Below are 26,185 nucleotides of genomic sequence, written 5' to 3'. Positions count from 1 at the left end.
TAATATCCGTCATAGCTAATTTATTGCTGATTATAGGCACACCACTATCTTACAGGATAAAAGATGACTCTCAAATTACGAGAAAAAAACCTCGCGGCAGTAATATTTTTAACAGCGTTTTTGACGGCTTGTGGCGGCAGTGGCGGAGACTCAGATGGCAGCACTAACAATACTACGCCCAAGCCAACACCGCCTGTTGCTAGTCCTGATGATACCTCGACTGATAAGCCTAATGACCAGACTGATAATGAGGCAAAAGCTGCATTAATTGCCAATAATACCTTTAGTCTAGCGCGCACCAGCTGTGGTCTAAGTGGTTTGTCTGCCGATACTGCACTGGATAATGTTGCGATTCAACATGCAAAATACATCAAGCATGTATTTGCTAATAGCACGCCGACTGCTTTTAGTCCGCACTATGAAAATAAGATTGCAGATATCGCCAACGTCACGGGTGATAATAACCCATTCTTTAGCGGAGTCAGCTTCACAGATCGGTTGTTACAGGCAAACTACGGCAACGCCCAATATGGTGTGACTGAGAATATTGCTCAGTCGGTCTATTATAGCTCGGCAGGCAATATTATAGGCTCTGATATAGTGGCAGGTGCAATGGCGAAGTCATTATTGGCAGCGCCTTATCATCTGCGTTCTTTGATGCTACCAGGCTCGAGTTTGACGGGTACGGGTATGGTCACTTATAAGCCTTATGGCAAAGACACGACCAACAATCAGGGTTATATCTTAGTCAACCATGCCTCAGCGACGAAGGCAAGCAAAGACAATACGGTGGCAGGCATATTCACTTATCCTTGCCAAGGGGTCAGTGGTACGGTGACTGCGCTGTATAACGAAACGCCAAATCCTGTCAAAGGAACGGGTCGTGACCTACGAGCTGATCCTATCGGGCAGCCCATCTATGTCAGTATGCCAGCTGCCCAGACCATTAAGCTCAGTAATATCAAGTTCCATGATGTTCAGCGTAACATCGATGTGCCCACTGAACTGCTTGATTATGGGCAAGATCCCTATAAGAATACCGTTTATGAGCTACCAGCGAACGAAGCTTTTATTTTACCCATTACGGATAATCTAAAAAGCTGCAAAATCACCACTAAAAAAGATCAAAACTGTGGTTTGCATGGCGAGAATGAATATCGTGTAAGCTTTGATGTGTTAGTGGACAATCGAACGCTAAAGCAGCAGTCGTTTAGCTTTAGCACCGGTAAAGTGAACTACTAATCTATAGGGTATACCCTAGAATAAATAGGATAAAACAAAACAAGGGCTGAACCAGTTATCTGATTCAGCCCTTGTTTTTGTTATTATAAGTAATAACGCTTAGAATGAAGAATTCGGCTGCTGTAAAAATGCGTCTTCTTCTGCAGTCGACTCACGACCCAAGGCTTCATTACGGTGTGGATAGCGTCCAAATTCATCAATAATGTCTTTATGACGGCGTTCAAAGTCTAAAGTGGTTGGGTCATTTAGTTGCTCAAACAGCGGCAGATAGCGTTTATGGATAACAGCTGATTCAGAATGCATAAACGGCATAATAGTAAACTTGCGCCACTCCATCGGTAGGGTCTCAAAATGTGGCTGGGCAATGGCTTCTTGCGCTAATGCCACGGCCATACCGTCTTGAGCAAAGGCGCATGCTTGCTCGCGACATAGATTGCGAGAAAACTGATCTAAGACAATAATCTCTGCCAATCGTCCTGCCAAATTAGTGATTGAGCTATTCACATCGTTGTGATTGTCAGACCATCGCCACGGCGCACATTCACCGTGTTTTGCTGCTTGCCAGATTTTGCCAAACTTAGCCTTTATTTGCTTATCAAAGTTGTCATTTTGGGCAAACCAATATGGCTCATTATCTTGGTCGAACCAAAAATCCAACACTGCGCGCGCCTCAGCATCTAGATACTCTACATTAATATTCTTTGAATCGAGTTGCGATAAATTGGCTTGGCTAGCAGAGCTGGAATAATCGGTTGATAATGACATAAGATATTCTAATTACGGTGGATTTAGTCTACTATAGCGCAAATATTTATATCTGTCATGATACCAACAGCAGCTATTAGGTAACCTCTTATGAATGCAAAAACTTCGCTGAAAACCACAAAATCATCCTTGCCACCAACGCCTTATTATCTACTCGACGAAGCGGCAATCGTTGCCAATATGCAGATTATCGCGCGACTGTGTGAGCTGTCAGGCGCTAAAGCCTTATTGGCGCTCAAATGCTTTGCAACGTGGGGCGTGTTTGATGTGATGCAGCCTTATCTGCATGGCACCACTTCGTCGTCACTCAATGAAGTCAGACTTGGCTACGAGACTTTTGGTAAAGGTAAAGACAGTGATAATGAAAAAGAAACCCATGCTTATAGCGTTGCTTACAGCGCAGATGAAATCGATGAAGTATTAAGCTATGCCGATAAGATTATCTTTAATTCAATCTCGCAACTTAACGCCTTTAAAGAGCAAGCGGCGGCAAAGGGTATTCCAGTTGGGCTACGCTTAAATCCAAAGACTAGCAATTCATCGTTTATCATCGCTGATCCTGCGCGTCCATTTAGCCGCTTAGGTGAGCATGATAAAGATAAGATTGCGGCGGTATTGAGTGATATCACTGGCGTCATGATTCATAACAATTGCGAAAATGACAGTTTTGAGGCTTTTAGCGACAGCTTGGCTGATATCGAAGCTAGATTTGGTGACGTTTTAGCGCAGCTTGAGTGGGTCAGTTTGGGCGGTGGTATTCACTTTATCGCCCCTGATTATCCACTAGAAAAACTTGCTGAGCGGTTGAAAGGCTTTAGTGAAAAATACGGCGTACAAGTTTACCTTGAGCCGGGTGAAGCGAGCATTCATGGCGCTGGATCACTAGTTACAAGCGTTTTAGATACTATGCATAATGAAAAAAACCTAGCAGTCGTCGATGCCTCAATAGAGGCGCATATGCTGGACTTACTCATTTACCGCGAGTCAGCACCCATTGCAGCGATTAATAAAGAGTCGATTAATATCTTACCTGTCGATATGGCCAAAACAGCTGACGTGGTGGACAACACTATTATTTATGGTCGTTCTTGTTTGGCAGGCGATATTTTTGGTGAGTATGCCTTGCCTAACCAATTACAGGTAGGCGATAAGATTGCGTTTGGTAATGCGGCAGGCTATACCATGGTAAAGAAAAACTGGTTCAATGGCATCAACATGCCAGCGATTGTAATTCGTCGTCTGGATGGCAGCATTGATGTGCAGCGCGAGTTTGATTACCAAGATTATAAGGCGAGTTTGTCATAACACTATTATGCTTGGCATTATTCAATAACACTGCCAAACAACTATCTAGAAATGAGTATTGCTCTCAGATTTTCTAAGTTATGTTGTAATTTTTGCCGAAAAGTAAGTAAAAATTGTTATAATCGCCACGGGCAAAAACAGCTGATTTTGCCCGACGGGTGCGTGGGTTTTCCTCGGTCTTCCTTTTTAATTCACGCATATCATTCACTCGTTTCTGTTTTGACTAGCCACCTCTTAGGCGATGACAGGGACACAAAGGAGGATTGTTGCATTGAATACCAACCAACAAGCTAAGCCCAATAAAAAAGACGTACTCATCATCGGCGCCGGCGGTGTCGCTCAAGTGGTCGCGCATAAATGTGCGATGCATAATGATGTGCTCGGCGAGATTCATATTGCCTCACGTACCAAGACTAAATGTGATGCCATCGCGCAAAGTGTCAAAGACAAAGAGAGCTTTAAACAAGCTGCTATCTTGCACACGCACCAAGTTGATGCCATTGATAGCCAAGCATTGGCACAGCTTATCCAAGATACTGGTATACAAATTGTTATCAATGTCGGTTCGGCATTTGTCAATATGACTGTATTAGAAGCTTGTATTGAGACAGGTGTTGCTTATATTGATACCGCTATCCACGAAGATCCGCGTAAGATTTGCGAGACGCCGCCATGGTATAACAACTATGAATGGCAGCGTAAACAGCGCTGTGCGGACAACAATGTCACGGCGATTTTGGGTGCAGGCTTTGATCCCGGTATGGTCAATGCCTATGCGCGCCTTGGCTACGACATGATGGATACAGGCTCGGTCACTGATATTGATATTATTGATATCAATGCGGGTAGCCACGGTAAATACTTCGCCACCAACTTCGACCCTGAGATTAATTTCCGCGAATTCACCGGAACGGTCTACTCTTGGCAGAACAGCAAGTGGCAATCTAATAAAATGTTTGAAGTAAAGCGTACTGACGATTTACCAGTAGTTGGCGTGCAAAACAGCTACTTAAGCGGTCACGATGAAGTTCATTCATTGTCTGCTAACTTAGATGTGCCCAACATTCGCTTTTGGATGGGCTTTGGTGAGCATTATATTAATGTTTTTACCGTGCTACAGAACTTAGGTCTATTGTCTGAGCAGCCAGTGATGACTGCGGAAGGGCAAGAGGTTATTCCGCTAAAAGTGGTCAAAGCCGTGCTACCAGATCCAAGCTCGCTTGCACCAAACTATACGGGCAAGACTTGCATCGGTGACAAAGTTAAAGGTAAGATTAATGGCGTTGATAGCGAAATCTTTATCTATAACGTCTCCGATCATAAAGACGCTTATAATGAAGTCGGCAGCCAAGGTATCTCTTATACCGCAGGCGTACCACCTGTCGCGGCTGCGATGTTAGTCGCGACTGGCGAGTGGGATGCTGGCAAGATGGTCAACGTTGAAGAGCTAGATGCCAAGCCATTTATCAATCTGCTCAATAAAATTGGCTTGCCAACGCGTATCAAAGATAGCGAAGGTGACAGAGCATTAGAGTTTGATGTTTAAATAACGAGTTTGATTTAGAAAAGCCTATCTTTTATAGATAGGCTTTTTTATGTCGGGATTTTTTCATTAATTTTATGAGAAAGGGGGAGAGCTCATTGTGTCATCCGCTATTATCTGCCATTAAAGAGTATGACTCACCTAGAAATGTCAGTCATATTATAAATATAAGTCACTGAACTGCCTGCTTCAATAGTTCAATCAAATTTTATCAAAAAGACAGTCGAAGCTTAATTTTTTAATCAAATTAAGCTTACTAAATATTGCTTAAATGTATGTTTTAGCTTATTCTTGTAACAAATGTGTTAGTCAACATTCATCCATTAAAGCATTCTCTATTTTTATGAATTCTAATATACTGTTTTTAGAAAAAATAAAAAGTGCTATCCAATTTAACTATTAACGAGTATAGGGGAATTTTATAATGAACTGTCTAAAATGTGGTTCTGATAATTGTCAGCGACTTGAAGTGGTATACGAATCTGGAACTCAACAGATTAATACCACCAGTCGCACAGTTGGTGGTGGTGTTGCTAGGGCAGGTGTAGGTGGAGGAGCTGCTCACACTACCACAAGTGGCACATCACGATCTACACTTGCAAACAAAGCTGCCCCGCCTGTAAAACAAGGTATCGGTGTTTTTATCATTATGATTGTTGTAGGCGTTTTTATGCTAGCTGGTGGGTGGTTTTTAAAGCTTTTAGGTATCGCTGTAATAGGGTTTGCCATTTATCTTATGAAGAAGGCATTGAGTTATAATAAAGTTGAATTTCCAGAAAAGTATGATTATTGGATGAATCAGTGGATGTGTCATAAGTGTGGTGATATTTATCATAAAGCATTTGATTGAATTTGATATAATTTTATTTCTCTGAAAGATGCTTATATTTTAATATAACAGTTTTAACTCAATTAGTATTATTTTAATAAACCTCTTGCATAAGTCGTCACTAGCCTTTGAATCACTTTTCAGTAAAATAGTGCTTTTGCAAGAGCTCTAATATTGCATAGTTATTTGAGTTAACAGATAACATCCATTTCAAGCCTATTCAATCAAGCAAAAACTTAATCCGTCACACATTACTAAAATAAATTAGATACTATGCGCCAGTTATTGCTAACAAAGAGGTAGATAGCTGCCCCGTATTTGTCATCTAGCGCTATCTCCCTATTGCCAAACTAGCCTAGATAAATAATGTTAAGGCTTGCCGATATAAAATATCTATCATTATAATGCTACAGATTTTCAATAGTGTCTTAGTAGTCAGCGGACACAATGAATAAAGATAAAAGCATGAATTCAACAAAAACTTGTGGGTGGTCTTATGAAATCCTTAGCACTAAAAGTACCACCACCAGCACAAGTCATCATTACGGCAGCTGCCATGGTTGGCGTGTCTAAAATTGTACCTGCTTTGAAGTTCTCGCTCACTGGCTCAACGGCGCTGGCAGTGGGTTTGGGTGTGATAGGAGTGGGCAGTAGTATTATGGGCGTGATTCAATTTAAAAAAGCGCAGACCACCGCCAATCCACAAGCCCTTGAGCAGGTCTCTAGTTTAGTGACTGATGGTGTATATCGATATAGCCGTAACCCTATGTATGTAGGTTTGGTGCTTGTCTTATTAGGCTGGGCACTATATTTGTCTCACTATCTAGCGTTTGTATTATTACCCATTTTTATACTTTATATGACACGTTTTCAGATCCAGCCAGAAGAGCAGATGATGAAGCAAAAATTTGGTAAGAAGTATCAGGTTTATATATCAAGAGTCAGACGCTGGATATAAAAGGAGCTAATGAGCCTTAATGTAAGTAAGTATTGGCCAAAAAAAATTTCAATAAAAAATATGAGAATGCTATGCAACTAGAAATTAATGTCGTTGATGCTTTTACGGATACTATTTTTAAAGGCAATTCAGCGGCGGTTATCATTACAGATAGCTGGCTTGCTGATGAGTTAATGCAATCGATTGCCTTTGAAAATAATTTATCTGAAACGGCTTTTATTGTGGCTGATGACAAAGACATTTATCATATCCGCTGGTTTTCACCATTGACTGAGATTGCTTTTTGCGGACATGCGACTTTGGCTTCTGCTTTTGTGTTATTTAATAAAAACCCTAATTTAGCGTTTATTAAATTTTCAGCCAAAGCGGTTGGTATATTAACCGTCGTGCAAACAGATGATGGCAAAATACAAATGGACTTTCCTAATGCTAAGCCCGAGAAAGTTGATAATATTCCCGATAGCTTGCTAGCAGGATTATCTATTGCACCAGCTGAAGTTTATAAAAATACCCAAGCTTATTTTGTGATTTATAATACTGAAGCCGACGTATTAACAGTAGCGCGCGATAACGAACAGCTAAAACAGCTCGCACCCTTAGATGTGGTGGTTACTTGTCAGGCTAAGTCTGCTGAATATAAAGAATACGATTTTATTTCTCGTTATTTTTGGCCAGCCAATGGTGGCGATGAAGACCCAGTCACAGGTTCGGCTCATACGGGACTTGCGCCACTGTGGGCAGAGCATTTGGGTAAAAATGAATTGATTGCTTATCAAGCATCAACTCGAGGCGGGGCTTTACACTGTGTCGTTGCAGGCGATAGAGTGCTTATTTCTGGCAATGCCGTGCAGTATATGACAGGCTTTATCACGGTTGAGGAGTAGCGGGTTTTGACAGAATTAAAGACAGTAGCGCTGTTCGCTTTGACAGCATTAGCTGAGATTGTCGGTTGTTACCTGCCTTATCTATGGCTGCGAGAAGGTAAGTCAATCTGGCTGCTTGTTCCCAGCGTGCTTAGTTTAGCCGCTTTTGTTTGGTTGCTGACATTACATCCAACGGCTGTGGGTAGAGTCTACGCAGCTTATGGTGGGGTGTATGTGGTGATGGCGATTTTATGGTTGTGGACGGTGAATGGTATTCGACCAACCACGTGGGATATAGTGGGTTCGACGGTCGCGCTGTTAGGGATGGCGATTATTATGTTTGCACCGCGCAGTACTTAGGGCGTATCTTCAATTCACTCGATTGTATCTAAATGGTCTAAAAATGGCTAAATTTTGCCGAACACCGTCAAACAGCTGACTAATATCCCGATATTATTTGCGCTATTTTCTCGTTTGACGGCGATTTATCTCATTTTTATGACTATTTTTAAAATGAGGATACACCCTAGTATCAAAGCATCATCTAATATAAGAAATGCCAATCAAATATAAGAAATGCCAATCAAACCTTGAGGTTCGATTGGCATAGCTTTAATTAATAGGGTTTCAATTAGCACAGTGGTGCATTGAATATTAATGTTTACCTAAATAAAATACTACCACTGTCTTCTTTCTTTGATTGTTTAGCCGCTTTTTTCTCTTTTGCCGTTAACAGTGGCTTCTTTTTTACATTCTTCTTACTATCTTGACCTTTACTCATGATTTTTTCCTTTTTAGGTAGCTTATACCATCCTCTAAGCCAAATTAGCTGACTAGTAGGCGATATTGCTACAATGGCCGCAAACGCTGCGTACTGGATTGAGTATAGGCTGAAGGGTAGGTAATAGATAGCCTCTGCACAATTCACCTACGATTCGATCCAACCCTGCCTTTGTCGATGCTATGCCTTAAATTCGTATTTTATAAATAGACGTTGTAGGCAATAGATTTATTTAGCCAATATTGCTATTAATAAGTGCTTACTTACGGATACATGCCAATTTGCTATAATAAGCGACAAGCCAATGATTCGCTGTGGCAAACCTTTAGTTATTAATATTTAGCACGATAGTGCTTACTGTTTTGGTCAAAATTATTATGCGTATCCGTAAACTTTTTAAATTTGAAAATGCTCATATCGTGCGTAACTGTAGCTCTGAGCGTTGTAAGCATTCTATCCATGGTCATAGCTATCAGATTGAGCTGATTCTAGAAGCCAAGCGTTTAGATCACGGGCAAATGGTCTATGATTTTGGCTTATTAAAGTCTTCGATTAAAGACATCATCGACAGCTTTGATCATGCCATTTGCTTTTGGAATAAGGACGATCCTGAGTATATTGAGGCTTGTAAAAAGTTCAGCGCACGCTGGATAAGTTTGCCAGTCTCGCCGTCCGCAGAGCAGTTCTCGCGCGTGATATTCTTTTGGGCGCAAGAAATTCTAAAACAAACCCAAATGCAAAACGGTGAGTCTGATGTCAGCGTTTACTCGGTGATTGCCCATGAGACGGCAACCGGTTACGCACAGTGCTTTGCTGATGATGTGGCAAACGCGCAAATGGGCGAGCTTAATTTAGAAGAATTTGAGTTCAGCGACCAAGTGAGTGCTGAATGGCATGACACCGAGTTGTATACCAAGCTGATTCGCGGTGAGCGCTTTGTCAATCCATCCGTGACTATGCAGGTACATACGCAAGTACAGACAGGTAAGCCTGATGCTTAATAGTACAATGGAAGACAAAAACGTAAAAATGTTGACGCTGTATTCTGAAGCCGATACTCAGCGTTTGGCGGCACAATTGGCGGCATTACCACTATCCGGTAGTGTCTGGCTAGCGGGTGATTTGGGCGCAGGTAAAACCACGCTAACGCGTTATTGGTTGCAAGCGCTCGGACATTCGGGTGCCGTTAAAAGCCCGACTTACACCTTAGTGGAACCTTATAGCATTCAGCAAAATGACGACTCAATTAAGCCTGTTTATCATGCTGATTTATATCGTCTGCAAGACCCAGAAGAGCTGTCTTTTATCGGTTTCGATGAGTATCTCGATGAACCAAATGCGCTGGTCATTATCGAATGGGCCAGCCGTGCGGACAGCTACTTACCGCCGCCGACTATGTTTATCGATATGACGCAAGCCAACAGCGCTGATACAGATAAAGAGGCTCGTCAAGTTGAGCTGCGACTATCGAAGGCGGGCCAAGCACAAGGCTTAGATTTATCCTCTCTTAAAATTTAGGTTAGACCCCGTTAATGCTGCTGAGACTATAGAAAAGTATGACATCCATTAATGCCAGATAATCTCTCCAATAGCCGCATCAAAAAATTATCGCCGTTGCTCATCAATCAATTAGCAGCAGGTGAGGTGGTCACGCGTCCAGCCGCAGTGGTCAAAGAACTGCTTGAAAATGCGATTGACGCTAGTGCGAGTAATATTGAAATTCATATTACCCAAGGCGGCATGGGAATGATTGAGCTGATGGACAATGGCACGGGCATTCATCCCGATGATATGGTCATGGCCATTACCCGTCATGCGACCAGTAAAGTTGCGGATGTCGCTAACTTACATGGTATTACAACGTTAGGCTTTCGCGGGGAAGCCTTGGCAGCGACGGCAGCAGTTTCTCGTTTGACCTTGACCAGTAGCCACGATGACAGTGGCATCGGTCGTCAGTTGCAAGTTGCTGGTGTATTGGACGATGTGCCAAGGCTCATACCCGTTGTGCATCATCGTGGTACGACCATTACCGTAAAGGATTTATACTTTAACGTGCCAGCCCGTCGCGGTAATTTAAAGTCTATCGCGACCGAGTTTGGTCATATTGAGACGATCGTCCGTGAAGTCGCACTGGCGCGAGCAGATGTGGCACTGACGCTGTTTCATGATAATAAAAAGCGGCTGTCGCTGTCTTCAAGGTCTGTCGATAACAACAATCATAGTAATATAAATCGTCTGCCATTATCGCGTCTTGAACAAGCGACTGGGTCATCACTAATGGATAATGCGTTAGAAATAGCGATAGATCTCAGCAGCTTGATGCAGTCACCTGCAGAGTATGCTGGCAATAGCTTTGGCGCTCAAGCAAGCATTAATGGTTGGTTGTGGCCTATCGCTCATTCGCAGGATACTTTACCAAAGCTAATCTATGTGAATGGCAGGCTAGTAAAAGAAGCCTTGGTTAGCAATCAATTGCGCCAACTTGCCCAAAGTACTCAGCTGGCAGGTATTGGCTACGCGCTTTATTTTGATTTGCCAACCGAGTGGCTCAATATCAATGTACATCCATCCAAACAGCGCATCAAAATCAGTCCGCTCAACAATATCATGGCGCATCTAAGTCATGATATTCGGACAAAGCTTAAAACGATTATTAGCAAAAAGACCATTGATTCTGCTAATGATGATAGTCAAGTATTAGATAATCGTCTACCTATATATAACGCCTTTGCTGCTGAAAGGGAACAGACATCATCTACCATTCGTTTAACCAAAAGCCAGCAAGTACAAGCACCCAGACAGCCATATCAGTTGTCAGTAAGTAAAGCTTTTTCGCAAAATTTAGAAGAGCGTCTTTCAGGAAAATTCTATAGTGATGACTCTTCAGCGAAGAGTATTAAATTATTAAGTCCAGTTTCAACCAATAACGCTAATATGCTAAGTAGCTCGTTACTAACAAGCGAGTCTTTACCAGTTTGCTTAGACATCATTACGAGCTTAAATAACCTAGCAATCGAATCTTCTTATGCTAAAGACATCGATAATAAATCACTGCCTTGGTTATTATTTTACTATCACGGGCAATGTTTACTCATCAGTGCAGCAGATTGGCAGTCGATGTTAAGCTCATTATTTGAGTCACAAGTGCTTAGCAATAATTTTTCCAAAGAAGGGGAAATATTAGAGGGCAAGTCGATAGATAGTGCAGCATATATTAATCAGCAACTGGCTACCGTGAGCGCGCAAATGTCAGCGCAAGATTTGATAGTATTCTTAGCTGATATCGACTCGTTACTTATTAATAACGCACTCAAAACGATAGACAGTCAGCAGTTAGTCGCGTTAATGCTCTCGTCTGTGAATAAAAAAAATAACTAAATTCTCTTTCTGTTACCCAAAACATTATTGGTAAAGGCAACTTTATGCAACATTCGTCTGATAGCTCGTCTTATCGCCTAAATCCCAATTTGGCAGATAATAGCGTGGTGTGTTTGATGGCACCAACCGCGAGCGGTAAGACAGCACTGGCTTATGAGCTGTATGATACAGGGCGTTATGAGCTCATTTCAGTAGATTCAGCGCTGATATACCGCGACATGAATATCGGTACAGCCAAGCCTACGACGGAGGAGCTTGCGCGTTATCCGCACCATTTAGTTGATATTATTGACCCGACTCAGAGCTATAGCGTTGCAGAATTCGTTAATGATGTTGCTCGTCTGATTGATCGCTGTCATGAAAACGGCAAAATACCCTTGCTCATTGGCGGTACCATGATGTATTACATGGCGCTATTAGATGGGCTATCTCCAGTACCAGATAGCGATGATAGCGTCCGTGCGCGGGTGGAGCAATGGCGACAAGATGAAAGTATAAGTGTGCTATATGACTATCTAGGTGAAGTTGATGCGGTGAGCCACCAGCGCCTCAATGCCACTGATACTCAGCGTATTACCCGCGCTATTGAAGTGTATTTGCAAACAGATATCCCAATTAGTGACTGGCAGCGAAAGCCCAAACAAGCATTGGCCCATAATCCCAATCAGAACTGGCATGTATTGGCAGTGATGCCTGATCGCCCATGGTTACATGAGCGTATCGAGCAGCGTCTAGACATCATGTGGAATGAGGGTCTAGTGGCTGAAGTAATCAGGCTGCTTGAGCAGTATCCACTAACACCGAATTTGCCGTCGATGCGCTGCGTTGGCTATCGGCAAGTCTTAGAATATCTCGTGCATACTAATCATCCAATATTTGAACAGCCGCATTTAGACAAGGCGTTGTTTTACGAGGCTTTTGGCGAATTAGACAGTTCAATAAGTAATAAGTCACAACAAGATAAAGCATCTCAGCCTCTTCTTGAATCAAGTTCGGCCGATAGCCAAACCGAGTTGCTTGCTTGTCAGCAAATGCAAAATAAGGCATTATATGCGACAAGACAGCTAGCAAAGCGCCAGTACACTTGGCTTCGCAAAGTAATGCAACTGCCCAGTACTGCGACACCAGTAGCAATAAGTCCCAACTCTGCTGATGATACAAATGACTCTATGAACCATACGTTAGAGATTAAAGCATTCACAACAATGGCAGAGGCAAGAAACTATCTGCTTTAGCCATTCTTAAAGGCGTTATTTGCCTTAAAGTCTGTCTTGATTTTGCTCCATCTTATTAGAAACACAACATAGCAGCAACGCTTCATAAACACACTAGAAAGTAATGACAATTAGTTTCAAAATACAACGTTAATAGCTGTTATAATTTAAATTCAGTAAAGTGGTGTATTTTGCGCGATCGCCATTGCTTTATTAACTATTATTAATTGACGTTTGTTGATAAAAACAGTTTATGAAACAAGTAGTTACTTAATTATCTACAATAATAATGTATTCACGATAAAGTGGAATCGCTTAAGAAGGACCAGTGTTTATTTAGATACGTTTTATAAATAAAACTTATTATTGTATCTACTCTTAGCCATTATAATTGAATCAACACTTAAAATAATTGGCGCTTAAAACATAATTATATAATATTTAGGAGAGATTTCATGTCAAAAGGACAAACTTTACAAGATCCGTTCTTGAACTCGCTGCGCAAAGATCGCATTCCTGTCTCTATTTTTTTAGTTAATGGTATCAAATTGCAAGGTCAGATTGAGTCGTTTGACCAATATGTCGTGTTGCTCAAAAATACCGTGAGCCAGATGGTTTATAAGCATGCCATCTCGACGGTTGTACCAGCGCGTAACCCGCGTAGTAGCACAGCGACAGGCACTACCTCTCAGCCTCAGAGTGCCGCGCCAACCAGTTATCAAGGTAGTGGTTTTGAACGTGGTAGTAATCCTGCTAGCGGCAGTGGTTTTGAAGAGCGCGGTTTTGCTGCTAATCGTAGTGGCTTCAACCGTGGTGGCTTTAGCCAAGGTCAAGATCGCGGCTTTGAGCGTGGTAGTTTAGGACAAGGTCAAGATCGCGGTTTTGAACGTGGTGGTTTTGGTCAAGACCGTGGGTTTGAGACGCCAGCAGACAGTGCGAGCTTCGAAAGTAAGCCAAATAACGAGTCTGATAATAACAACTAAGTTGATAATAAATAACCGATCATAGACAGGAAGTATTTTGCCTATAGATGCGTTATCTCGACTTGATATACTTAATCAAAACCTGCTGCTATAGTGGGTTTTTTTTGTATAAATAGACGTATAATAACTACTAAACATTGATATCGATTTGACGTTGCTATTGGGTTTTGCGGGGCATTATTAATATTGCTCAGAGTATAGTAAAATATCTTATCGATTCATTATAAACATAGAGCTGATGCATGAGTAATAGCCAAAGCAATCTGACCCATGAGCAATATATTAGTACCGCTATCGAAGCCATCAATACCGAGATATCGGCGTTAGCACTACTGACAGAGCAGATAGACGATAGATTTGCACAGGCTTGCGATATTATCTTGGCCTGTAAAGGTCGGGTAGTGGTGACTGGTATGGGTAAGTCAGGATTGATTGGGCGCAAAATCGCTGCGACCTTTGCCTCTACTGGTACACCCGCTTTTTTTATGCATCCTGGTGAAGCGGGGCATGGAGACCTAGGTATGCTGGTGAAAGGCGATGTGTTGCTGGCCATCTCAAACTCTGGCGAGTCAGACGAAATTAAAATGCTGCTGCCTGTGGTTAAGCATTTAAATATTCCACTGATTAGTATCAGCCGTGATAAGCGTGGCATGTTACCGCGCGCAGCTGACATTGTATTGACTTTGGGTAAATCGCAGGAGGCCTGTCCGCTAAATCTTGCGCCCACTTCTAGCACCACCGCTACATTGGCGCTAGGCGATGCCTTGGCAGTGGCTTTAGTGCATGCGCGCAATTTTACGTCAGAGGATTTTGCTTTATCGCATCCAGCAGGGGCGTTAGGTCGTCAACTGCTCACGCGCGTCGAAGATTTGATGCATACTAAGTCAGAAGATTTGCCACTTATCAATCAACAAGCCCCATTGCAAGAGGCGCTTTTTACCATGTCTGCTGGGCGTTTAGGTATGACAGTGGTCATTGATGATAATGACAGAGTTGTCGGCGTATTTACAGACGGTGACTTACGCCGTGGCTTAGAAAAAGGCATTGATCTACAAACACCGATGCGCGATGTGATGGTACACGACCCACGTCGCATCAGTAAAAGCATGCGCGCATCAGACGCTTTGAGTGTCATGAACGAAAACGGCATTAGCCAGCTATTGATTATCGATGACGAAGATCGCTTGGAAGCGATTATTACGGTTCATGACTTACTACAAGCGGGTGTTAAGTAAGCATTATGCATTTAAAAAAATAACGCTACATAAATAAGAGCCAAAAAGTCTTTAAGAAGGGATGACTCATGCAAGACTTAATAAAAAAAGCCGGACAAGTGAAGCTATTGGTACTGGATGTTGATGGTATTTTATCCAATGGTCAAATTATCTATGACGCCAATGGTATTGAGACTAAGGCCTTTTCGGTACACGATGGTGTCGGCGTTAAGTCGTTAGCACGGTATGGCATTTTGACTGCTATTATCACGGGTCGTAGCAGCGCCATGGTGGATAAGCGCGCTGTCGAGATGGGTGTGAATTATGTGGTACAAGGACGTGATGATAAGCTCATTGCCTTAAATGAATTGTTATCTACCCTTGACCCGGCACTCAACATTACGGCGGCTGATTGTGCTTATATGGGCGATGATTTGCCAGATATTAAAGCGATGCAAACCGTGGGGTTTGCGGCAACGGTGCCCAATGCTCATGCCGAAGTGATTAAGCGTAGCGACATGGTTACCACCCGCGCAGGCGGTACGGGGGCAGTTCGTGAAATATGTGATCTTATCTTAAAAGGTCACGGTCATTATCAAGACTTTATCGCGCACTATACGCTTGATGAGGCACAAACTCAGGATAACTTGTCGTGAATACTCGTGTTTTAATAGTTTTAGCGTTGATTATTGCTGGTATTGCTGGCTGGTTTTTTCAGCAGCAAGGAGATATATCACCGCCAGTCAGTATGGAAGCGACGGATGTTGATTATGAAGCGACCGACATCAAGGCGGTGCAAACCAATGAGCAAGGCGAAACGGAATATGAGCTTACCGCTGAATCGTTGACACACAATCCGGTGACTAATGAGGATGAGATGTCCGGTATTACGATGAATTGGGAGCCCTCAGATGAGCAGCGCTATCGTATCGAAGCGGGTAGTGCTGCTATTAGCCAACAGACTGGAGAGCTGAGTTTGTCTGGTGGCTTTACCTTAGTTAGTGAAGATAAAGCTGATGGCGCATCAGATATTGAACCCATCAAAGTGACGGGTAATACTCTTAAAGGCAATACCAAGTCAGGTCAAGTTTATAGTGATGAAGCGGTCAAGATTGAACAAGGGATGAATCGATTTGAAGCATCAAGTATGAAAGCCAATCTTGAGACTGGAGAATATGAGTTCGGTCAGGTCGCTGTGAATTTTTCTCCTGCTGACCGTCAAGACAAAGCCTTGTTTTAATCACCGTTGCCTTTTACAGTAAATGATTACGTCAAAAAGCATTAAAACAATATAGTTGGTTCAGAATAATTGAGAGACAGGACAGATGAGCGAAAGTGCTATCTATAGTACGCCGAGTGACTCTAATAACCTGAGACCGTGTCCGATTAATATAGAATTGACTATCGTTAGCATAAAGTTTGCAAATCCTACTACTAATAATAAAACGAGTAATATTTATGAAATCTAAATTTTTGCCTACTTTGCGCTTATTATCGACCCGCTCGATTCAAGTCTCTCCTCGTCTGCGCACGCTATCGGTCATGATGTTGCTAGCGTTACCACTATACAGTCATGCGCTGCCATCAGACGCCAACCAGCAGATCAAGCTGTTGGCAGATAAAGCCACGTATAGTGAACGTACCGGCGTCACGAGTTATTCTGGTGGTGTGGTTATTACTCAAGGTACGTTTAAGATGACCGCAGATAATATTACGGTCAACTTATCACAGGGTCGTAGTATCAACTCTGCAGTAGCGACCGGTCGTCCAGCCACTATGCAACAAGTAGTTACCCAAGAAAAAGGCGTGGCGAAAGGTCAGGCCAATAAAATTGATTATAATGCCATCACTGGTATTATCACGTTGACTGGCAATGCAAAGCTTGTACAAAATGGTGCCAGTTTCGCAGGTAATGTCATTCGTTATAGCTTAAAGGCGGGTGATGTAGAAGCGACTGCTGGCGGCAATCAGCGCGTGGAGTTGGTTTTCCCGCCCAGCAACAGTAATAGCCAGAGCGGTGTACGCTAAATTGTACAAACCAGTCTGTAGCAGCGCTTAAATTTCGATAACACTATGAGTAAGTTATGAGTGATAACCAAAATCTTGACCCTTTAGCCCCAACCATCAACGCTGAGCCTGTCGTGCGCTTGTGTATGAAGAACTTAGGTAAGCGCTATGGCAAACGTTGGGTCGTCAAAGATGTCTCGTTTTCTGTTGATCAAGGTCAAGTGGTTGGATTATTAGGCCCTAATGGTGCCGGTAAAACCACCAGTTTTTATATGGTCGTCGGACTGGTTAACATGGATAAAGGCAGCGTCAGCTTAGGCAACATGGATTTATCCAAATATGCCATGCATGAGCGTGCTCGTGCTGGTATTGGCTATTTGCCGCAAGAAGCCTCTATCTTCCGCAAACTGTCTATTGAAGACAATATCTTAGCTATTTTACAAACGCGTACAGAATTGACGGCCAATGAGCAGCGCCAAGAGCTTGAAAAACTAATCGGTGAATTCAATCTAGGACATGTACGCAAATCTTTGGGAATGAGTGTATCGGGCGGTGAGCGTCGCCGTTGCGAGATTGCCCGTGCCCTAGCAGCTGATCCGAAGTTTATCTTGCTCGATGAGCCTTTTGCGGGCGTTGATCCTATCTCTGTTGGTGATATTAAAGATGTGATATTAACGCTAAAAAATCGTGGTATTGGCGTACTAATCACGGATCATAATGTCCGCGACACGCTCGCTATTTGTGAAAAAGCTTATATCGTCTCAGAAGGTGCCATTATTGCTGAAGGTACAGCTTGCGATGTTTTAGATAATGAATTGGTGAAATCTGTGTACCTAGGTAAAGATTTTCAGGTATAAATCAGTAAGTTAACCACTATTCACGTTCGTTTCTGTTTTTATAAGTTGGCATAAAGTCTCAGCTATCTTTTGTGTCAACGACCATAATTCATACCCTATTCGTTATTATCCCTGCTACACAGCCTGTCATCTTAACGGCTTCTTCATACAATTATTCTCATATAAACACTTAAAAAAGTATTCTGATATTTTATTATTGATCGTCTGTATAAGGCTTATACATTATGGCAAAAAATAAAAGCAGTTATGTCTGTCAGCATTGCGGGGCGCATTTTGGCAAATGGGCAGGGCAGTGTACGGATTGCGGGGAATGGAACAGCTTGGTTGAAGCGCCAAACGTCAGTATGCCGCATCATAATAAGAATACTGCTAAGCCTAATGCTAGTCGAGCGGTGTCTCGTAGTACAGGTGCACCCGCTGGCAACTATGCAGGCACTCATAGTGCGGTCATGCCGCTTAATGCTGTCAGCGTCGGCCTAGATACGCGCTTGCCCACTGGCATTAGCGAGTTTGATCGTGTGCTTGGCGGTGGATTGGTTGCCGGATCTGTCGTATTAATAGGCGGCGACCCCGGTATTGGTAAGTCAACTATCTTATTGCAAACAGCGACCAATATGGCTCGTGCTGATTCGCTGGCAGGTAGTGCGCTTTATGTGACCGGCGAGGAGTCACTGGCTCAGGTTGCTATGCGTGCCAAACGTTTGGATCTGCCTGCTGACAGACTTCGGGTATTGGCCGAGACCAACGTCGAGACTATTTGTGCGGCTTTAACTCAAGAGCAGCCAGCCATTGCTATTATTGACTCTATTCAGACTATTTATACAGATGCCATCAATTCTGCACCGGGCGGCGTCAGTCAAATTCGAGAATCTGCGGCTATTTTGACACGGTATGCCAAGCAGACGGGCACTGCGCTATTTTTAGTGGGGCATGTGACCAAAGAAGGTACGCTCGCAGGGCCACGCGTGCTTGAGCATATGGTTGATACGGTATTGTATTTTGAGGGACAGTCAGACTCCCGCTTTCGGATGATTCGCGCCGTCAAAAATCGTTTTGGTGCGGTTAACGAGCTCGGTATTTTTGGTATGACCGATATGGGACTGAAAGAAGTCGCCAATCCGTCAGCGATATTTTTGAGCCGTTATGATAAGCCCGTGGCTGGATCGGTCGTTATGGTCAGTCGTGAGGGTACGAGACCGCTATTGGTCGAGGTACAGGCGTTGGTTGATGATTCGCAAGGTCAACCTAGACGTATGGCGCTGGGGCTAGATTTTCAACGCTTATCCATGCTGCTGGCCGTCATGCATCGTCACGGCGGTATTCATACCAGTGGACAAGACGTGTATGTCAACGTGGTTGGCGGCGTCAAGGTCATAGAGACAGGGTCTGATTTGGCTGTATTATTGGCTTGTGCTTCAAGTATCAAAGAAAAGCCCTTGCCTTCATCCTTAGCCGTGTTCGGTGAAGTAGGCTTGTCTGGAGAGATACGCCCTGTACCTAACGGTCAAGAACGATTGAAAGAAGCGATGAAGCATGGTTTCAAGCACGCTATTATTCCTAAAGCTAACGCACCTGCGAAGGATTCTCCTCAATTTAAAGGCATTAATGTGATTGCCGTTGAACGTCTCGACGATGCTATCGAAAGTGCGTTTGAGTTGTAAGCGATAGGCTTATAGCTTTATATTAAAAAAGATAAATGTCAGACATAAAAAAGCGCCTAACTCATCGTGGTTAGGCGCTTTTTTCGTTTTAGCTATAACTTTAGTTATAAAACTGTAGGTTTAGAACTAGGGTCCTGAAACACGTTCAATCGAGACGTTACCAACCCCTTTGCTAGTGATACCTAGTTGCTTAGCAGCACCATAAGACAAATCCATTACTCGGTTACCGTGGAATGGACCGCGATCATTGACTTTTACCACGACGCTTTTGCCATTGGTCTTATTGGTGACTTTGACATAGCAATTTAATGGTAGTGAACGATGAGCCGCTGTCAGGGCATTCATATCAAAAGTATCACCACTGGCCGTTTTGCGACCATGAAATTTACGGCCGTACCAAGATGCCAAACCGGTTTGCTTAAATTTGCTCACTGAGTTAGACGCGACTGCTGTTAAACGCTCTAGCACGTCTTCGTCATTGCTTACTTGGGCGGTATCGCTCGCTAATAGTGAGCTGCTAAGTGCTAATGAGGTAGGCTGACGGGCAGACTTAACCAAGCTTGAAGCACCATCATGTTGACGACTAAGCTCACCGAGTACACGGTCGATATGGGAGGCGTTATCTTGCGAAATCATTGCAAGGGTGGTTTTTGCTTCTACCGCATTGGCATTAGATGCGACTGCAGAGCCAGCAAATAGACATACTGACATTGTAAGTAAACCAGATAAACGCTTATTCATAAATACCTCTATAACTTATACATTAAAACCTAACTCTAAAAATCTTAGATCGAGTGTGACAGACTTAGACCAATCTAATCGTGTCGCAAGCTCTAAAGCCTATATATCAATCGGTTATTCTAATCAGGATTGATGCAAAAGATGGCTTTTATAGGGTCTAACATATGATAATTTTCATTTTGTTATCATAAATGCGTTGCAGTAGTAAATGACTGAAACGTTTACGATGTGCTCAAATGATAGTTAACAACATTAATTAAGTACCGACTCTCATAGTTAAATAACTAAAGTTTCAATGGTCAGTACCGACATTTATCATATCCGATAAACAAACTTCCATGTATTGCTAAATTAATAAACGTTTTAAAGTGTATTACGTATTACTTTGTTATTAAAGCGTTAACTAAGTAGTCGATTTGAAAGTCTGAAATCTCGGATTTGCTAACTATACGGATGAGCTATAACTAAAATATAATTAAATGCTAAGTTTGTTAGTAGCTCTGTACGGGTTATGTAGCAAAACACAATAAAACGAGGTTAACGCAATTATTTGTAAAAAACAAGGATTAAAACCTATCAGTGTAGAGTAACAATAGGGGGAGTTTTAGAGGAAAAAAGCTGTAGTATAAATATATTTTTTCTAAATATATCAGTAGTTTAAGGTAGGATGTGGCTATGATAAATGATGGGTAATATCAAAGAATATGTAGCATTAATTACAAATAAAACGAATTATTAGCTCCTAAAAACTGCTTAAATTCTATCTTAATATTCTAATTTTTGGATATTAAGGCTGCTATTTTTTAATTAATAAGTCGCTATAGTTTGCGTTTTTGATACTTTCAAGAGTCACGTATGGCGTGTTTATACAGACATTCCAAGTCCAAAATTTCATGTAGGCTTTAAAAAAAGACGCCATAAAATAGCGCCTTTTTAGCTGTTACCGACATAGTGTTTTTTCATTATCTCATATTAAGATTAAAGCCATGCTCTAGTTAGATTTATGGGTATGAATGGACATTAATAACCCAAAGCCTGCCATCAAAGTGACGATTGCCGTGCCGCCATAGCTAACGAAAGGTAGAGGAACGCCAACAACAGGTAAAATACCGCCAACCATACCGACGTTGACGAACACATAGACAAAAAACGACATGGCGACCGCGCCTGCCAATAGTCTGCTATAAACATCGGGATGGGTAAAAGCAATATATAAGGCGCGTGTGAGTAGACATGCGTAGACGAACATCAGTAACATAACGCCCAACAGACCGAATTCTTCAGAAAACGCGGCAATAATAAAGTCAGTATGGCCTTCTGGTAAGAAATGTAGATGCGACTGTGTGCCTTCCAAATAGCCTTTACCCGTCAGCCCCCCTGCGCCAATGGCGGTTTTGGACTGAATAATATTCCAGCCAGCACCTTGCACATCCGCTTCCGGGTTGAGCAATGTCAATACTCGGGTACGCTGATAGTCATGTAACAAAAAATTCCAAGCGATGGCGATAAGCGGTATCGCTAAGATGGCCGCTCCTGAAATCATTCGCCATGACAGACCTGCTAAAAAAAGCACAAAAATGCCGCTGGCCGCAACCAGCAGCGAAGTACCCAAATCAGGTTCTTTGGCAATCAATAGCACCGGAACGATAATCAACGCTAATGTAATGGCGATACTTGAGGCTGAAGGAGGTAGATCGCGCTTAGACAAAAACCAAGCGCACATCATCGGCATGCCAAGTTTCATAAATTCTGAAGGCTGCACGCTGCCAAATCCTGGCAGGTTAATCCAGCGCTGTGCACCCATGCGCACCTCGCCAATAATATCTACCAATACTAATAGTACGAGTCCTAGAACGTAAAAAACAGGCGTAAAGCTACGATAAATGCTGGGCGGTATCTGAGCCATGGTAAACATGACGGCAAACGCTACCCCGTAGCTAATCATCTGGCGTATGACCATGCTCCCATCTTGGGTCGAAGCACTATATAAAATCGTTAAACCAATACAACAAACCGTCAATAAAAGCAGAGTCAACCATGGGTCAATATGAATACGTTGCCATAGCGTCGGTGCATGACCCTGACCTAAATGGTGGCTCTGACGGGAAAAACGGTATTGCGGATTAGAAGACATAGGCAAAATGTGGCTGGCAATTGGCGTAAAAGAGAAGTCTGATTTGACACAAACAAATGATTAATCAATAAATATAAGGTATTCATTCTAATAGATGCTAACCAATAAAGTAACACATTAGTAATAAAGTCACGTAACTATGAAGATTATAAGGATAAGTGTTAATTACGAATAGGTCGCTAAGAATTAGATGCGATAGTTTAGCCTGCTTGCTAAAAATTTGATAGTATCGGTAAAACGTTTTTAGCGGGTGTTTCTTGCAATGATCAATAAAAAAAACCATGTCTATGGGCAGATTCACAAGCCTATTATTGCCTTATTGGTTTGTGCCAGTAGTATCAGCGTTCATGCGGCTATCGTGAGCGACAGCAGTGAGCGCCGCATTCAAGTCCGTCATGGCAATAGTAGCGATAATAGTAGCAGTAATCCCTATATCAAGCCTTCTACTAATGCGACATATAACTCTGGTGTTACTATGTTAAGTGGAGCAAGGCTAAGTGGCGCAAATGTGGTGACTGGCGATAGCATGCAGGGCTTGATTCAGCAAAAACAACGCGATTTCAATTTTGATGCCAGTGTATCCATTGAAGAGAACAAACGCGTCAACATCAATAGACGCGCGCCTAGCTACAGTACCACCTATCCCTCTACTTACAGTACCAGTAATAATACTTATAATAATTTTACCAGTATAGATTTTAACGGCTGGCTAAACAGCAATAGCTACCGAGCGAGCCAAGTTGCCGACTATCAACGCTATTTAAATGCGCGAGTGGGTGCTCGTAATGTACCGCCCTTGTCTCAATTACTCACGACGGCACGCAGTTGGGATAAATGTGGCTATGAGCCTTATCAGCTGCCGCCGCAAGAGTTATGGGCCAATGTCGTGCCCACATTGCGCCTGTATAGTGAGCTAAAAAACCAAGGTATTTTACCCGCTAGTACTGAGATACGCTCGGTATATCGCAGTCCTGGACTCAATGACTGTGCTGGCGGGGCAAGTAGCAGCAAACATATGACCGCAGGCGCTATAGATATTTGGGTGCCTGAGTACGAAGACAATTTATGGCTACTGAGCACCATGCAAGATGGCTTATGTCAGTTCTGGCAATATCAAGGTCAGTCTCATAACTTTGGGTTGGGGTTGTATTCCACAGGCGCTATCCATTTGGATACTGATGGATACCGCAAATGGGGCTTTAATCATGCCAGCAGCAGCTCTTCCTGTCGCTATTGATAAAGCCGATATTATCGTAAAAACGAATATAATTATCCAGTTATACTCATACGTATATAAACCATTTTCTATTGCAACAAATGATGGTGTATTATGTCAAAAATAATACACCATCGTTTGCTGTAAGCGGGATTTATGAAAAAGCGGTACTCAGCAGTAGAAAGATTGAGTCAATCAGACAAACCTAAAAAAAGCACTTTGCGCTCAACCCAGATGTATACGGGGTTATGTTGCTCAGTGGTTTTGTCTCTTCTGTGTGTTAGTGCTTGCAGTCCAGACCCTGCTTCTGAAAATAGCTTGCCCAATGCAAATGCTTCGGATGCAGAAGATATCGAAGAAAATATCAGAAATTCTTATGCGCTTCTCGCCGCTAAACGTCCTGATATATGTCCAAAACTGCTGCAAAAAAACGTCGATGATGACACTATCGTCCGTACGGCTGAGGTCTTGATATCAGATTATTGTGACTATTATTTATACCCAGAAGCAGGTCAAAGCATCGATATTAATATTAATAGCGATCAAATCGAGACGTTATTAATTGTCCCAACCATGCATAACTTTGCCAATGGTCCTTATCAAGTTCAATCTTATGATAAACATGTGATTCGCTTAAATTATGTCGGGGCAACTCACAAACCCACGCGCTTAAGCTATGACGTAAACATCACCATCACTAGCTAACGTAACCTAAGCTGACGACTTTACATAGTAGTTAGTACTTGTAACGTCATCCTTTATTTTTCTATTGTCTATTCTTCTTGTATTTCATATAGCTACTTCCAATAGTTACTGCCAATAGCTATCTTTAATAATTTGTCTAAAAGCACTTTTATAAGTGCTTTTTTTGATCTTCATTATTATTAATAATCACTATTTATCGGCCTTCCAAGGATCCTCTTGTCCAACAGTGACAATCAAAAAGTTATCAGGTTTGAGCGTATCGCGCATGGTTTCATTGACCTCTGGTAATCGTACTTGCTCAATACGGCTTACATAATTGGTCAGATAATTATTGGGCAATTGATAAAAATTCATCATTCCCAATAAGCTATTGATACCGGCGTTGCTGGCAAAGCCCATCGGAAAACTGTTCTTTAAATTGTCGGTCGTCAAGCGCATCTCAGTGCTAGTAATACCATTATCCAAAGTATCATTGATGACGTCTAAGCTGGCATCAATAGCAGCGCGCGCTTTATCATTGCGCGTCGAAAAACCAATCTGGTAAGGGCCGCGCGCTAGCATCGGACTCATTGAGCCTGAAATACCATAGGTATAGCCAAGGTTTTGTCTGATTTCAGTCATCAGCCGCGCATTAAAGTCACTTCCTGCCAGCACTTCGTTACCCACGGCAAAGTTAGTTTGCTTCTGCTGTGCGATAGCATCGGTGGCGCGTTTATCGCCCAGTTGTCCCATTAGTACGGTCGTTTGGGTGCTGGGAAAAGGAATGTGAATATGCTGCGCTTTTGTCAGTGGTTTGGGCTCAGGTAGCGTTGTCGCGGCTTGACCGACCGGCAAGTCAGCAGTGATATTGTCAGCAAGTTTTTTGGCTTGGCTTAAAGTCAGATTGCCTGTCATCGCGATAGAAGCATTTGCCGCAACCAAATAGCGATTTTTGAAGTCGATTAATTCTTTTCTTTCAATAGTCGGTACACTGTCGAGGGTGCCAACGGAAGGATGGGCGTAAGGGTGGTCGCCATATAAAGCTTCATTAAAAGCAATACTCGCAAGGCTATTGGGGTCTTGTTTTTGCTGCTGCAAACCGACCAATAACCGCGCTTTGTTACGAGCTAGGATATCTGCATCAAACGCTGGCTCATTCAGCATTTGAGTCATCAAGTCGACGGCAGGCAGTAGATGTTTGTCATCGGATAAGCTGCGTAGCGAGACGATAAACATATCTTTATAGGCGCTACTGCTCAAATTCACTCCCAAGGTTTCAACAGCGCGGGTGAACTCATTTTCATCTAAGCTTTTAGAGCCTTGTTCCAACATCGTAGCGGTCATATTGGCAATGCCAAAACCGGCTTTGCGTATGCTGCCATCTCGGGCACTACCTGCATTAAAGCGTAAATCAATATCAACAATGGGCAGGGCGGTGGTGCGTACAAAAAGCACAGGAACGCCAGATTTGGTTTTGAACGGTTGAATGGTTGGCACTGTGACTTTTGATGGCTTGGCATCAGCGACACTTGTGAGTGTTGATAGTGCGGCTATTGGTGCATTTATATCAACGGCAGATGATGGCGTACGAAAGTCTTCGCTACCAGTGGTATCTGCCTGAGCGGTGGTCGTCAATATCGTCAAACCTAATAATATACTTAGGCTCAAGTAGGAACGCTGCTTAAACCCAGGTTCGAAACGAGGTTCGAAATGAGGTTTAAATTCGCGCTTTACTAATGACATTAAAGGGCTTCTTTTTATATTCATGAGAAAAGTAGTCTGAGTCATGGCTTTCTTCTTATTAATAAGG

General features: G+C 42.7%; 23 protein-coding genes and 1 pseudogene. 20 read left to right on the top strand and 4 right to left on the bottom strand.

Features of this window, described 5'->3' with window-relative positions; genetic code table 11:
- The first annotated feature begins 63 nt into the window (after positions 1-63).
- Complete coding sequence (locus HQR03_RS04605) at positions 64-1,242, top strand: CAP domain-containing protein (RefSeq protein WP_173239312.1); 1,179 nt, start codon at positions 64-66, stop codon at positions 1,240-1,242.
- A gap of 99 nt (positions 1,243-1,341) precedes the next feature.
- On the opposite strand, the gene HQR03_RS04600 is transcribed toward HQR03_RS04605, so the two are convergent.
- Positions 1,342-2,007 carry a DUF924 family protein gene (locus tag HQR03_RS04600; RefSeq protein WP_025650627.1) on the bottom strand — a complete coding sequence of 222 codons (666 nt, stop codon included), beginning with the start codon at positions 2,005-2,007 and terminating at the stop codon, positions 1,342-1,344.
- A gap of 90 nt (positions 2,008-2,097) precedes the next feature.
- On the opposite strand from HQR03_RS04600, the gene HQR03_RS04595 reads away from it, so the two are divergent.
- The 17 genes from HQR03_RS04595 to radA all read left to right on the top strand — a co-directional run bounded on the left by HQR03_RS04595 (position 2,098) and on the right by radA (position 19,600).
- Entirely contained in the window at positions 2,098-3,312 is a 1,215-nt protein-coding gene (locus tag HQR03_RS04595) for a carboxynorspermidine decarboxylase (protein ID WP_173239311.1), read from the top strand.
- A 271-nt stretch (positions 3,313-3,583) separates the two neighbouring features.
- A complete protein-coding gene (locus HQR03_RS04590; RefSeq protein WP_173239310.1) occupies positions 3,584-4,858 on the top strand; it encodes a saccharopine dehydrogenase family protein in 1,275 nt (424 codons plus the stop codon).
- 421 nt (positions 4,859-5,279) lie between these two features.
- On the top strand, positions 5,280-5,705 hold the full coding sequence (locus HQR03_RS04585) for a hypothetical protein (protein WP_101212667.1): 426 nt from the start codon (positions 5,280-5,282) through the stop codon (positions 5,703-5,705).
- A 475-nt stretch (positions 5,706-6,180) separates the two neighbouring features.
- Positions 6,181-6,642 carry a methyltransferase family protein gene (locus tag HQR03_RS04580; RefSeq protein ID WP_173239309.1) on the top strand — a complete coding sequence of 154 codons (462 nt, stop codon included), beginning with the start codon at positions 6,181-6,183 and terminating at the stop codon, positions 6,640-6,642.
- 71 nt (positions 6,643-6,713) lie between these two features.
- A complete protein-coding gene (locus tag HQR03_RS04575; protein ID WP_173239308.1) occupies positions 6,714-7,526 on the top strand; it encodes a PhzF family phenazine biosynthesis protein in 813 nt (270 codons plus the stop codon).
- Positions 7,527-7,532: 6 nt separating this feature from the next.
- Positions 7,533-7,865 carry a YnfA family protein gene (locus HQR03_RS04570; protein ID WP_173239307.1) on the top strand — a complete coding sequence of 111 codons (333 nt, stop codon included), beginning with the start codon at positions 7,533-7,535 and terminating at the stop codon, positions 7,863-7,865.
- 798 nt (positions 7,866-8,663) lie between these two features.
- Complete coding sequence (locus HQR03_RS04565) at positions 8,664-9,287, top strand: 6-pyruvoyl trahydropterin synthase family protein (protein WP_173239306.1); 624 nt, start codon at positions 8,664-8,666, stop codon at positions 9,285-9,287.
- Positions 9,280-9,804 carry a tRNA (adenosine(37)-N6)-threonylcarbamoyltransferase complex ATPase subunit type 1 TsaE gene (tsaE, locus tag HQR03_RS04560; protein WP_173239305.1) on the top strand — a complete coding sequence of 175 codons (525 nt, stop codon included), beginning with the start codon at positions 9,280-9,282 and terminating at the stop codon, positions 9,802-9,804. The genes HQR03_RS04565 and tsaE overlap by 8 nt, the downstream gene beginning before the upstream one ends.
- Positions 9,805-9,855: 51 nt before the next feature.
- Complete coding sequence (gene mutL / locus HQR03_RS04555; RefSeq protein WP_173239304.1) at positions 9,856-11,664, top strand: DNA mismatch repair endonuclease MutL; 1,809 nt, start codon at positions 9,856-9,858, stop codon at positions 11,662-11,664.
- 44 nt (positions 11,665-11,708) lie between these two features.
- Positions 11,709-12,899, top strand: coding sequence for a tRNA (adenosine(37)-N6)-dimethylallyltransferase MiaA (miaA, locus tag HQR03_RS04550; protein WP_173239303.1), 1,191 nt, complete (start codon positions 11,709-11,711; stop codon positions 12,897-12,899).
- Between the two features lie 434 nt (positions 12,900-13,333).
- Positions 13,334-13,861: an RNA chaperone Hfq gene (gene hfq, locus HQR03_RS04545; RefSeq protein WP_173239302.1), complete on the top strand. Its 528-nt coding sequence runs from the start codon at positions 13,334-13,336 to the stop codon at positions 13,859-13,861.
- A gap of 242 nt (positions 13,862-14,103) precedes the next feature.
- Positions 14,104-15,096: a KpsF/GutQ family sugar-phosphate isomerase gene (locus HQR03_RS04540; protein WP_025651243.1), complete on the top strand. Its 993-nt coding sequence runs from the start codon at positions 14,104-14,106 to the stop codon at positions 15,094-15,096.
- Between the two features lie 68 nt (positions 15,097-15,164).
- The gene (locus HQR03_RS04535; RefSeq protein ID WP_025651242.1) at positions 15,165-15,731 is read left to right on the top strand and encodes a KdsC family phosphatase; all 567 of its coding nucleotides are present in this window, start codon (positions 15,165-15,167) and stop codon (positions 15,729-15,731) included.
- Positions 15,728-16,315 carry an LPS export ABC transporter periplasmic protein LptC gene (gene lptC, locus HQR03_RS04530; RefSeq protein ID WP_025651241.1) on the top strand — a complete coding sequence of 196 codons (588 nt, stop codon included), beginning with the start codon at positions 15,728-15,730 and terminating at the stop codon, positions 16,313-16,315. Before HQR03_RS04535 ends, lptC begins: the two co-directional genes overlap by 4 nt.
- Before the next feature lie 302 nt (positions 16,316-16,617).
- On the top strand, positions 16,618-17,103 hold the full coding sequence (gene lptA, locus HQR03_RS04525) for a lipopolysaccharide transport periplasmic protein LptA (RefSeq protein WP_173239370.1): 486 nt from the start codon (positions 16,618-16,620) through the stop codon (positions 17,101-17,103).
- A 125-nt stretch (positions 17,104-17,228) separates the two neighbouring features.
- A complete protein-coding gene (gene lptB, locus HQR03_RS04520; RefSeq protein WP_173239369.1) occupies positions 17,229-17,939 on the top strand; it encodes an LPS export ABC transporter ATP-binding protein in 711 nt (236 codons plus the stop codon).
- A 224-nt stretch (positions 17,940-18,163) separates the two neighbouring features.
- Positions 18,164-19,600 (top strand): DNA repair protein RadA, encoded by a 1,437-nt coding sequence (gene radA, locus HQR03_RS04515; RefSeq protein ID WP_025651238.1) that lies wholly within the window; start codon positions 18,164-18,166, stop codon positions 19,598-19,600.
- Between the two features lie 126 nt (positions 19,601-19,726).
- On the opposite strand, the pseudogene HQR03_RS14365 reads toward radA, so the two are convergent.
- Both HQR03_RS14365 and rodA read right to left on the bottom strand, forming a co-directional pair.
- Positions 19,727-20,068 (bottom strand): annotated as a pseudogene (locus HQR03_RS14365) (septal ring lytic transglycosylase RlpA family protein); the annotation flags it as partial.
- 1,264 nt (positions 20,069-21,332) lie between these two features.
- Positions 21,333-22,475, bottom strand: a complete 1,143-nt coding sequence (gene rodA, locus HQR03_RS04505) for a rod shape-determining protein RodA (RefSeq protein ID WP_025651236.1) — start codon at positions 22,473-22,475, stop codon at positions 21,333-21,335.
- 262 nt (positions 22,476-22,737) lie between these two features.
- On the opposite strand from rodA, the gene HQR03_RS04500 reads away from it, so the two are divergent.
- Positions 22,738-23,712 (top strand): D-Ala-D-Ala carboxypeptidase family metallohydrolase, encoded by a 975-nt coding sequence (locus HQR03_RS04500; protein WP_025651235.1) that lies wholly within the window; start codon positions 22,738-22,740, stop codon positions 23,710-23,712.
- Between the two features lie 135 nt (positions 23,713-23,847).
- Positions 23,848-24,396, top strand: a complete 549-nt coding sequence (locus tag HQR03_RS04495; RefSeq protein ID WP_025651234.1) for a hypothetical protein — start codon at positions 23,848-23,850, stop codon at positions 24,394-24,396.
- Between the two features lie 189 nt (positions 24,397-24,585).
- Here the strand turns inward: HQR03_RS04495 and HQR03_RS04490 are convergent, their stop codons facing one another.
- Complete coding sequence (locus HQR03_RS04490) at positions 24,586-26,163, bottom strand: M16 family metallopeptidase (protein WP_173239301.1); 1,578 nt, start codon at positions 26,161-26,163, stop codon at positions 24,586-24,588.
- Between the last annotated feature and the right edge of the window lie 22 nt (positions 26,164-26,185).

The sequence above is a fragment of the Psychrobacter okhotskensis genome (assembly GCF_013248965.1).
GTDB classification, from domain to species: Bacteria; Pseudomonadota; Gammaproteobacteria; order Pseudomonadales; family Moraxellaceae; genus Psychrobacter; species Psychrobacter okhotskensis.
This window is presented reverse-complemented; position numbering and strand designations above follow the sequence as displayed.